Source organism: Porphyromonas sp. oral taxon 279 str. F0450, from assembly GCF_000292995.1.
Taxonomy (GTDB): domain Bacteria; phylum Bacteroidota; class Bacteroidia; order Bacteroidales; family Porphyromonadaceae; genus Porphyromonas; species Porphyromonas pasteri.
Window position 1 is genome coordinate 1 of sequence record NZ_ALKJ01000030.1, and the last position, 10,431, is coordinate 10,431.

Below are 10,431 nucleotides of genomic sequence, written 5' to 3' on the forward strand. Positions count from 1 at the left end.
GGACAAGCCATCGGCGGGTTTGGAGCTACGCTGGCTGCAGCCTATTCTTGGCATGCGACCTTCCACTGGTTTGGTATCATCGGTATTGTCTATGCGTTTGTTCTGGCGGTATTCCTCAAGGACAAGAAGCGAGTAGCCCCCGAAGAAGCGAAGGAGGATACTCAGAAAAAGCCCCGAGCTAATGTCTTGCTTAGCCTCAAGTCACTATTTACAAATCCTGCGTTTTGGGTCATCCTCCTCTATTTTGCTATTCCTAGTCTACCTGGCTGGGCAACCAAGAACTGGCTTCCCACCCTCTTTGCCGAGAGTTTAGGGCTACCCATGGCACAGGCTGGTCCCATGGCTACCATCACGATAGCATTCTCCTCGTTCGTGGGGGTCGTGTTTGGGGGGATTCTCTCGGATAGATGGGTTCGCAAGAATATCAAGGGTCGTATCTATACAGGTGCCATTGGCTTATCTCTGACCATACCCTCGCTGCTGCTCTTAGGCTTTGGTGATAGTATCTTCGAGGTGCTCAGTGCTGGGGTCTTGTTTGGGATCGGCTTTGGGATGTTTGATGCGAACAATATGCCCATCCTATGCCAGTTCGTGAGTGTGCGTCAGCGTGCTACAGCTTATGGTGTGATGAATATGGTGGGGGTCTTTGCGGGGGCAATGATTACCTCCGCATTAGGGTCTTGGAGTGATGACGGCAATCTCGGGATGGGCTTTGCTCTTCTTGCCGCTGTCGTTGCTTTCGCCGTCGTGATCCAGCTCTACAGCCTGCGTCCCCAGACCGATGACAAGGAGTAATATCAACCAATAACATACTAACAGAAGAACATGATACTATCTGATCTCAAGTATAGTGAGCGAATCGAGATGCTGCACCCTCTTTTTAAGAGAGCATTCGATTATGTGAAGACCCATGACCTGCTGAACACCCCATGCGGGCGGATCGAGCTGGAGGGCGATGATCTGTTTATCAACAACGTCGATCCTGAATGTGTCGCCATCGACCAGCAGGTATTAGAGGTCCACCGTCAATACATTGATATTCACATCTTGCTGGAGGGTGAAGAGATCATCGGGTGGAAGCCTCTTTGCGATGCCAAAGATGAGCGAAAGGAATACTCAGAGTCTGATGACTGTGCTCTTTACGGAGATGAATGTTCGACACCGATCAAGCTTTTCCCTGGTCAATTCGCTATCGTATGGCCTGAAGATGCACATGCTCCTCTTATTGGTGAAGGGAAGATTCGCAAGCTCATAGTCAAGGTCAAGATCTAGACTCTAAAGACGCTGCTATTCCTCTCATTAGACTCTTACCATAGCGATCTTCTAATCGGAAGTTCGATTGTAGAAGAGTGTCATAGCCGAACCGACATCGTTGCTTCGGCTATGATGCTTTTGGGTAGGGAGGAGGTGGCGGTGCTTCGTCTTCGCCTGACAACGGCAGTCACGTAGGCATCTAAGTCTCCCGCTAAGTACTAACCAACGGAGCCACCCGACGCATGCTTCTTCGAAATCGCGTCGGGTGGCTCGCAGTATGGGGAGGTACTCTCTGATTCTTCTCTCAAAAGATATATCTTTGTGGTGAATCATCTGCACTTTGTTGGGGATGGCTTCAATCTTGAGTATAATTGCTCCTATCCTGCCTCTAGTTAGTATAACCGCGGATTGTATAACAATCTATAGTTTTATTAGAAAGGAGGTCTGGCCTATGAGTGATTATATAATGGTGGGCTTTGGGACTATGGCAGGTAAAGACCATTGTGCTCGAGATGAAGCATTCTCATGACATAGTGATAGTCCTTAGCCTGCCACCAATTACGGAGACCCGCGAAAGCGGGTCTCTTTGCGTTTATAATGGGCTTCCCTTTTTTCTTTCCTCGGGTAAATAGCAAAGGGTGCAAATCACTAGTGATTTGCACCCTTTCATTTTCAGCGGAGAGAGAGGCTCTTTCTCTTGAACCATCATAGATGCTTGTTTGATGTCAATATGCTGTTTATCAACATATATGTAGGATTTTGATTAAAATGGGATATCATAGGATTTCCCTTGTTATATCCATACTTGGGTGTATCTTTGGGTGTATAAACCATACACCCAAGCGTTATGAATATCAAGCGCAATATCATCTTTGCTCTGGAGAGCCGGAAGAAGGACGGTGTCCTGATCGTGGAGAACGTCCCTATCCGTATGCGAGTGAATTTTGCTTCCCAGCGGATAGAGTTCACTACGGGCTATCGTATCGATGTGGCTAAATGGGATGCGGACAAGCAACGAGTAAAGAACGGATGCACAAACAAGCTTAAGCAATCAGCCTCAGAGATCAACGCTGCACTCTTGGGTTACTACACCGAGATACAAGAGATCTTCAAGCGCTTTGAAGTGGCCGAGGTTATGCCAAGCCCTGCTGATGTTAAGAGCGCCTTCAATGCCCGCCATAGGTCTGACGAAGTACAGGTGGAACGGACCTCCGATAAGCCCGATCCTTCAAACGACTTTTATAAGGCCTTTGATGAGTTCGTACGTGTCTGTGGCCGACAGAATGACTGGACGCACGCTACCTACGAGAAGTTTGCTGCGGTGAAGAATCACCTCAGAGCCTTCCGAGCTGACCTTAGCTTCTCCTTCTTCAATGAGGCTGGTCTGACGGAGTATGTCCGTTACCTGCGGGAAGTCCGCGAGATGCGCAATAGCACGATCGGGAAGCAACTCAGCTTCTTGAAGTGGTTTCTACGTTGGAGCTTCGGCCAGGGAATGCATGGGAATAATGCTTACGATACCTTCAGACCCAAGCTCAAGGATACGCAGAAGAAGATCATCTTCTTGACTTGGGAGGAGCTGACAAGGCTTCGTGAATTCGAGATCCCTCCAGCTAAGCAGTCACTTGATCGTGTGCGGGATGTCTTCCTCTTCTAGTGCTTCACTGGACTGCGATACTCGGATGTCTACAATCTCAGAAGAAGCGACATCAAGGAAGATCATATCGAAGTCACTACGATTAAGACTTCTGACAGTCTGGTCATCGAGCTCAACAAGCACAGCAAAGCTATCTTGGAGAAGTATCAGGATGTGGTATTTGAGCACGACAAGGCACTGCCCGTGATCACTAACCAGAAGATGAATGAGTACCTCAAGGAGCTTGCCGAACTTGCTGGTATCAACGAACCTATCCGCCAGACCTACTACAAAGGGAACGTGCGCATCGATGACGTTACTCCTAAGTATGCTCTGCTCGGTACGCATGCTGGCCGACGCACCTTTATCTGTAATGCCCTTGCCTTGGGTATTCCTCCTCAAGTTGTGATGAAATGGACGGGGCACAGTGACTACAAGGCGATGAAGCCCTACATCGACATTGCGGACGACATTAAGGCTAATGCCATGAGTAAGTTCAATCAATTATGAGCTGGATCAGACTGCATCCAAGCCTAGCTCTCGGTATCGGTTTTTATGAAGTTGGATCTCCATTTATTGATTGACTTGTGAACCACTATTGGTTTGCACCCTATGCACTATATTTAATTCAAGGTAAATGATATGAGAATGCGGTTCGTTTGTAAGGCGATTGCTATAACTGTAGTGATCCTCTTTGTGGCTCTTGTAGGGTTCTATCTATGGTGTTTTACATCTTTTAGATTATACTTTAATCTCCTTGATGCTCCTACTTTGGAATTTGAGACCACATGGTTTGACCGCTCAAAAAATGAGACTTATATATTCCTGAAAAGCGATATTCCCTTGGAGGAATTTGATGGCTCTTCTTACTTGCGGTTGTTGGGAAGGGAGGCTGCCGACTCATTGCCTTATTCGAAGTATTTTAAAGACGATATTTTGATTGACAACGTCGTATTGGATTGTAGTAGTGTTATAAGAAGGGAGGCTGCATTTGGGGAATTTACTTACGTCGCTATTATTCCGGGTGAGTTGCCGAGTTATACAATTTATGCTCGATTATTCTTTATTAAGGCCTACGGATATTCATTCGGAAGTAACCTTATTAGAATAAAGAAAGAGCATTTATGATCCTCTAGTAGAAAAGGTGTTTGTTACGGGCGTACACAGCTCAGGAGAATCCCCGAAGAGATAGCAATCCGTTACTTGAAAGAGCTTGAGGCTAAGTACTCGCCAGGGTCGGTGATCGCAGATGTTCCCTCTAATAGAGTGGGAGCTAATGCTGGGATTTTTGAAGCGAATGGAGGGGAAAACCCTTCGTGGCCAGATGATCCTTGAGGTGCCTGTGCAAGAGGAGCCAGTACCCGAGAACGTATTACGCTATGCAGCGAAGGAGAAGATCAAGATTAGAGATACCGAAGGAACGATATATAGAATAAAGAAATGAAACTAACATTAAGAGCTTGGAACGCTCCCTATGAGTGCTTACAAAGTGAAGAGGATTCTTTGTATAATCTGGATCGCTACAACAAGACGCGTTACTCACGTCGTAAGAAGCAGGAGGGTCTGCTGGAGCTGGCTTCGCGCGAAGCCCACGAGAGGCAGACGGTTTACTTCGCCACGATCCTCAACGATGATGGTAGCCCCTACTGCGCGATGGAGTCCAACGTCGGATACTTCGGACTTGACTTCCTCGGAGATAAATACGAAGACTATTTGCTATATGAGTATAGGGAAGATGAGCATAGTGGGAAACTCTTCCTAAAAGTCATCACCTTATTCGAATATTACCCTGGGACGACAGAGAAGAAGATACGTATAGACTTCAGATATACTAAACAAGGTGACTACTCGTCTCTCCTCTACCAAGGGGAGTCGTATGATGGGACTTATGAGGAGATCCGCACGGACTATCCCCCGATCTCTGCGGAGGAGCTGGAGAAGCTTTGGGTGGACTATCCGAAGTTCGGTGAGTACGACCAGCTCATTCGTCTGGACCGCATCCCCCAGCTGGCGCGGGAGCGCATCCTCGAGTACACGGACAAGGAGTTCCCCGCCTTCCGCGAGCACCTCCAGCGAGACATCGACCGCTACGAGCACCCCACGAAGTAGGCGCTTCATAAGCCGACGGCTGGTGTGCGAGCGGGAGCACGCCAGCTACCCCATCATCACCCGAAGGGAACAGCTTATTCAGACGACAATGATAGCCTACAAAGAGCCTGCTTGTCCTAGGAGAATCGTGAGGTGTCACCGCCCCCTCTGTGGGTGGGTAGTCACAACCTATATAGGTCAGCGGGGCGACCAGTATTGGTCGAGGCGCGAACCACTATAGGTTACTACCACCGACCACTATTGGTTGACTCGTGAACCAATATAGGTTTGCACCCCGTACCACTATTAGTTTGTACTACGAACGAGTAGTGGTTTGCATCCCCTCCTCCGCAAGCCGGCATGCTACCGCGCCTCTGTACTCCGCTGTACTCCCCGCTGAAAGGGCTAACTTTGACAGCAAACTCCCCCATCCCCCCCAAAGGAAATAGCTTATTCAGACGACAATGATAGCCTACAAAGAGATCGCCCAAATCAAGAATGTGAAGGGCGTTAACCCCGTCACGGGAGACTATTCCTACGAGGAGAATGGGCGGGGCTACCTCTATATTGATGGTGTCTTGCTTGAGAAAGAGGAGCCTGCTCTCGATATCGTTTCTGTAGGCGAATACGTCTATGTGTGGTATGGTTGTGGGTGCTTTGAGCTCTATTCGGGGCACACGCTGCTCAAGGTATTTGAGAAGAAGGTCTTCCTTCTTGATGGGAATATAGGCGGTTACATTGGGTATCATATTCGCGACCCTAAGACCTTTGAGGCGAGTGAGAATATCCTTTCGATCTCAGACGGGCAACCTCTCTTAGCGCAAAACGTCCCTTATAGCTTGTATAAAGTGGGTGAGGAGGTTATCGGTTATAAGATCTTCGAGTATAAGCTCAGTCGTTTAAACTACTCTGGCGAGGTGCTTTGGACCTTTGACTTACCCCTGTGCGAAAGTAGTCGCGATGAACCTGACGACTACGATAACCACGATAAACTGGATAAGGTGCTGGGGATAGCACAAGGTCTGCTCTGGATCTGCACCCGTTGGTTCCGACTTATAGCTCTGGATCTGGAGACGGGTAAGCCCGTGCATCTGTTCTCTGGAGGCTGGTTTGATGAAGATCATTCCAACTACACCGTTTTAGATGGCTTGGGGTGGTGCTTCTTTCGTGAAGCTGAAAAAACCATCGTATTAATCAGCAATTTGGGGGTGCAGATCCTTGATGCTGCTACAGCCAAGATCATCGAAGGCTATTCCTTTTCGGAGGTTGATCCGCAAGGGATCGGGGCTTTCGAGTATTTCGATGCCGCACGACTCCAAGGGGACTACTTTACATTCATTGCCGAGCGCCCGTACGAATCTTATGGCACGGGGTGGGCTGGTGTCTTTGACCTAAAGGCTCGTAAGTTGCTGTGGACGGATGAAGTCACCCCCAAAGAGAAAAGAGCAAAGGGACTTCATCTGGTCATTACCCGCCCCGTGTACTATGCTGGAAACAAGATCTACGTCTTGGACAACAGCAATACCCTACATATCTACCAAAAGCAATGGCGGCTAAAGGCGCAGGTGCGCCCGCAGAGCGAAGCGACCGCCTCCGCCGCTTGTGCCACCGCTCCCACCGCGGGGAGGTAGTCGCGAAGATTATTCTGTCGTGAAAAACATATAGTTTTGCGACAGATGACCCCTTGTGTATGCATGGAGGATATTGATGACCAGATTATTAAGAGCGTATCAATGTGCGGAAGGGGTGCCATAGTCTTTCCTGTGAACTTTCTCTCCCTCGGAGAAGGCACAAGTGTCTTGAAAGTCTTGCAGCGTTTGTTCACCCAGGCACGCTTATTCATTTGGCTCGAGGAATCTATTCTTACTCAAGGGAGGATAAACTCTTAGGGCTTGGGGGGATCCCAAGAGAAAAGCTATAGGAGTATGATCAAGTTTTCTCAGAAGACCGATATGACAAGTGGCTTCCCTACTACGAAAAGCTAAAGGCCGAGGTGCTCCCAACCATTGAACCCCAATATAATATATAGATCATGCTAAAGTCAGAAAGAAAGAAGCTCACCCTAGAGCGCATCGATGCGGTCTTGAAGCCGAGAGGATATAGGGCTCGAATAGCCGATGGTATACGATACTATCTACCCCAAGACGGAGTAACCGTTGCATGGACAATCGTTTTCCTCAACTTGGGGTGGATCAACTCGAGAGGGGTCATGGTTACCCATGACGAGGTAGAGCTGATACTCCAGAGGGTCAAGGATGAGAACTATCCCTTCCCTTGGCAAATGCATAGGGGGACGATATTAACCCCAACGATAAGGCATAGTACTTTTGTTGATGAATATGACACAGCAGATATGGATACCGAGGAGCAGATAGAGGATTACTGCAACTGGTATCTCGGCTATATCAATGGTGAAGGTGCAGACTTCGTACAGCACTACTCCTATCTGCCGAATGTCCTCAAGCGTATGGATGAACTCATAAGCCAAGGGCTATCTTGGCAAAATGGCGCACAAGGGATCCTCTCAGGGACCTTGGATGCTTTCTTCCGAGGCCTAATCATTGCTAAGCTGTGTAATGATCCAGAATCTAACTTCGAGAGCAAAGTTAGGTTCTGCGAGAAGTATCTTTATGATGGGACAAATAACAAGTGGCTTCCCTACTACGAGAAGCTAAAGGCCGAGGTACTCCCAACGATCGAGCCCAAGTACAATCTATAAGAAGATATGAGCAGGTACGAAGATAATCTTGCGGGATTTTATAAGTTCTTTGCCCAGGCGCTTATCCGGCATGGCTATACAACGAAGAAGAGAGACGGCGAGACATTCGCCTTCCTTAAGCCGTTTGAGTATGGGCATTTCATCTTTTCCTTTAGTGTCCACGAGGGTACTGGTCTTATCAGAGTAAGCCCCCCTCAGGTATCGTTTGATGCCGTGGAGAAGATCATGCAGGAGATTGATTACCCAGACAAACTACAGTTCAGTATCTCTTCAGGTACATTTATGGGCGAGCTATCCGAAGCCATGACTAAGCTCCAAAAGCGAATGGAGGCCTCTCCGACGGTAGAGTCAGCGGCTTTACTTGGGCTTGAGACCTTTCGGTATATCGAGCAAGAGTTAGAGAGCTTCGAGGAGGAATACTCGACCCCCAGCAACATTATTGAAGAACTGGAGTATCGAGATTTCTGGGCAATGGCTTTCAATGGTTCTCCACCAGAAGCTATGTTCCGAGGTCTGATCTTCTACCAGCTGATGAGTCCTGAACTTCTTCCAGACAAGTTGCGCCAGAGTGACCAAATCTTTGAAAGTAGAGAGCTCGTCCCAGATGCTGCGTGGCGTATCAGCTACCGAGTGTTAAAGGAGAAATTGCCACGGTGGAAAGCTTATAGTACTGATGTGTCAGCACATTCTTTCACTGTACCTTCTCGCTTTCATTCTGCTTTCTCGCTCAAAGCTATATGGGAATACATCAAAAGCTATATAGGAATGAAGTGAAAGCTATATAGTAATCGGGTGGAAGCTATATAGTAATCGACTCAATCCTATATAGGAATACTCTGAAAGCTATATAGCTTTTATCTTATAGGTAATTTCAGGTGTATCCCTCTCTCGTTGCTTTCGGATACAGAAAAAGGGTACAAATCACAAGGCTCTATTATACCTTGGTTTAATCAACCAGAGCTAGGTACTCAAATTATGTTCACTGAAGATATCGAAGAACTGATTAAGGTGGGAAAATAGAAGTTCGCAATTAAATGAAAATGAGATGGTGGAAGTTTCAGTAAACGGAAAGAGTGTTTTAGAGCTAAATCAACCACAACCTTTCCATCGAGAGGATTTTGTCTGTATAAAGATTCACGACACCGTAGAGCATATATACATATACAAAGAGAATAAATCTGAGAAGTTTGTTGCTTTTGGATTGACATATCCTAATAACAAGGGAGTCCCATTAAAAGGAATCGATTCTATTGCGAACAAGCTAAGGCTTCTAAAAAGGACCGTGTATCCTAAAACGGGGTATATATCGTATAGAATGGAAATAGCAAATGTTATGGTAACGCCTTTTGTTGTTGTAATGTGTAAGTACGTATTCTACTTTGGACTTCTTCCTGGCGATAATTCAAGAGGACCTGAAACTATGATTGTATTACTAGGAGTGCGGAGATTTAGGCCTAGTGGTTTCAAGCTAGATTACAAAATTGATGGAGAACCATGTGAGAAAGTAATCATCCCTAACAATTAATATGGCAACAAAGGAGTTCGATAAGAATTTTGCGCATCTCATAGAAGATGCACTACACAACGCATTGGAGTATACGGGGTATAGTTTGGATATAGACTGTATCTATATCTACATCTCTCTTGAACGATCAGTGCAATACTTGGTGTTTTTCAGGATTAACGGGTGCCTGTCGCTTAAGCATAAGCTTAATGAATATGTGACCACAAAACAAATTGATGTCTCTGATGAGAATCAGAGGTGGTTGAATTCGAATGGTAATGCGATCGCTCAGAAAATACGAGCAAGCTTTCAAGATGATGAGCGAGAGGTTCCCTCTAGTCTAAGGATAACCTATGAGGCAAAGACAGGTAAGCTTAACTCTACAGTGAGTTATGATAAACTCTTAGATGATGAAGATGCCGATTCACTTACAATGTATTTCCGTTGGTTCGCAGAGGAGGGGGGAGTATTAGAGCCTTGGCAAATGATATAGCAAGTAGCTTTGAAGTTACAGAACGATTGAGTACAGGGCCCTATGTCGCTGATATGGTTGTAGAGTGTTTGTAGTAAAATAGATTATGAAGATAAAAGAAGTACGAGAGATCATAAGAGGAGCTGAATACATACGGAACAGTCCTCTAGGCATTATGTGGTTTCGTGGAGAAAGCACAGAACTGAATGGGGTTGAAATTTCGAAGAAAGAGCTTTTCCTTGAGCCAGGCTTGAGAGGAGGGGTATTTGCGGCTATGATTCCTGGTGGAGACATCTACGAGATTACTTCCAATGGGATTAAGCTACAGCTACAAGTAGATGAAGCTGTAGGATATCCTGTGATAGGAGAACTCCCCCATTTCTATATAATGAACAAATGGGATGAAGAAACAGGCGATCACGTCTATAGACACATTCAAAATGGGAAGGTGTTATGGACTAGATCATATCCCTATAGACTCGTTGAGCAGTTTGGGGACTATGCTCTCCTATGGTGCCCCATAGGAAGACATAAAAAAAGCTCTTGTCAGCTCATCGAGCTTGCTACTGGAGCTGTGCTTTGGGAATTAGACCATCCTGATGCTTATATCAGCCAAGTTTACCCCTATAAGGACAAGGTGATTATTGTCTGGTTCTGGGAGATAGGGACTAAGGGAACGAAGCGGGTGCTGTGCGTGGAGGTGCCATCAGGCAAGGTATTGTGGGAGAATGATGCCTCACGAGAGTACAAAAAGTATG

General features: G+C 46.6%; 11 protein-coding genes and 1 pseudogene. All 12 read left to right on the forward strand.

Annotated elements, in window-relative coordinates:
* Positions 1 to 795, forward strand: a 795-nt coding sequence (locus tag HMPREF1323_RS06865) for an MFS transporter (protein WP_009433428.1), incomplete at its 5' end; no start/stop codon positions are given.
* Between the two features lie 30 nt (positions 796 to 825).
* Entirely contained in the window at positions 826 to 1,272 is a 447-nt protein-coding gene (locus HMPREF1323_RS06870; protein ID WP_009433431.1) for a YhcH/YjgK/YiaL family protein, read from the forward strand.
* Positions 1,273 to 2,101: 829 nt separating this feature from the next.
* Positions 2,102 to 3,400: pseudogene (locus HMPREF1323_RS06875) on the forward strand (tyrosine-type recombinase/integrase).
* 261 nt (positions 3,401 to 3,661) lie between these two features.
* The gene (locus tag HMPREF1323_RS06880) at positions 3,662 to 4,018 is read left to right on the forward strand and encodes a hypothetical protein (RefSeq protein ID WP_156795224.1); all 357 of its coding nucleotides are present in this window, start codon (positions 3,662 to 3,664) and stop codon (positions 4,016 to 4,018) included.
* Positions 4,019 to 4,139: 121 nt separating this feature from the next.
* Entirely contained in the window at positions 4,140 to 4,334 is a 195-nt protein-coding gene (locus tag HMPREF1323_RS09205; protein WP_156795225.1) for a hypothetical protein, read from the forward strand.
* Positions 4,331 to 4,999 carry a hypothetical protein gene (locus HMPREF1323_RS06890; protein ID WP_044124189.1) on the forward strand — a complete coding sequence of 223 codons (669 nt, stop codon included), beginning with the start codon at positions 4,331 to 4,333 and terminating at the stop codon, positions 4,997 to 4,999. The genes HMPREF1323_RS09205 and HMPREF1323_RS06890 overlap by 4 nt, the downstream gene beginning before the upstream one ends.
* A gap of 443 nt (positions 5,000 to 5,442) precedes the next feature.
* Positions 5,443 to 6,609: a hypothetical protein gene (locus HMPREF1323_RS06895; RefSeq protein WP_009433430.1), complete on the forward strand. Its 1,167-nt coding sequence runs from the start codon at positions 5,443 to 5,445 to the stop codon at positions 6,607 to 6,609.
* A 401-nt stretch (positions 6,610 to 7,010) separates the two neighbouring features.
* Positions 7,011 to 7,697: a hypothetical protein gene (locus tag HMPREF1323_RS06905; RefSeq protein ID WP_044124191.1), complete on the forward strand. Its 687-nt coding sequence runs from the start codon at positions 7,011 to 7,013 to the stop codon at positions 7,695 to 7,697.
* Between the two features lie 6 nt (positions 7,698 to 7,703).
* Positions 7,704 to 8,471, forward strand: coding sequence for a hypothetical protein (locus tag HMPREF1323_RS06910; RefSeq protein WP_009433423.1), 768 nt, complete (start codon positions 7,704 to 7,706; stop codon positions 8,469 to 8,471).
* Between the two features lie 271 nt (positions 8,472 to 8,742).
* Positions 8,743 to 9,222, forward strand: coding sequence for a hypothetical protein (locus HMPREF1323_RS06915; RefSeq protein ID WP_044124192.1), 480 nt, complete (start codon positions 8,743 to 8,745; stop codon positions 9,220 to 9,222).
* Between the two features lies 1 nt (position 9,223).
* Positions 9,224 to 9,694 carry a hypothetical protein gene (locus tag HMPREF1323_RS09030; RefSeq protein WP_052312366.1) on the forward strand — a complete coding sequence of 157 codons (471 nt, stop codon included), beginning with the start codon at positions 9,224 to 9,226 and terminating at the stop codon, positions 9,692 to 9,694.
* Positions 9,695 to 9,779: 85 nt separating this feature from the next.
* The coding region (locus HMPREF1323_RS06925) for a hypothetical protein (protein ID WP_009433427.1) at positions 9,780 to 10,431 on the forward strand (652 nt) is incomplete at its 3' end.

Excerpts from the sequence above, each read along its gene's own strand:
- HMPREF1323_RS09205 (WP_156795225.1), top strand. The coding sequence starts at position 4,140 with ATGTTCCCTCTAATAGAGTGGGAGCTAATGCTGGGATTTTTGAAGCGA.
- HMPREF1323_RS06915 (WP_044124192.1), top strand. The coding sequence starts at position 8,743 with ATGGTGGAAGTTTCAGTAAACGGAAAGAGTGTTTTAGAGCTAAATCAA.
- HMPREF1323_RS09030 (WP_052312366.1), top strand. The coding sequence starts at position 9,224 with ATGGCAACAAAGGAGTTCGATAAGAATTTTGCGCATCTCATAGAAGAT.
- HMPREF1323_RS06895 (WP_009433430.1), top strand. The coding sequence starts at position 5,443 with ATGATAGCCTACAAAGAGATCGCCCAAATCAAGAATGTGAAGGGCGTT.
- HMPREF1323_RS06890 (WP_044124189.1), top strand. The coding sequence starts at position 4,331 with ATGAAACTAACATTAAGAGCTTGGAACGCTCCCTATGAGTGCTTACAA.
- HMPREF1323_RS06910 (WP_009433423.1), top strand. The coding sequence starts at position 7,704 with ATGAGCAGGTACGAAGATAATCTTGCGGGATTTTATAAGTTCTTTGCC.
- HMPREF1323_RS06905 (WP_044124191.1), top strand. The coding sequence starts at position 7,011 with ATGCTAAAGTCAGAAAGAAAGAAGCTCACCCTAGAGCGCATCGATGCG.
- HMPREF1323_RS06870 (WP_009433431.1), top strand. The coding sequence starts at position 826 with ATGATACTATCTGATCTCAAGTATAGTGAGCGAATCGAGATGCTGCAC.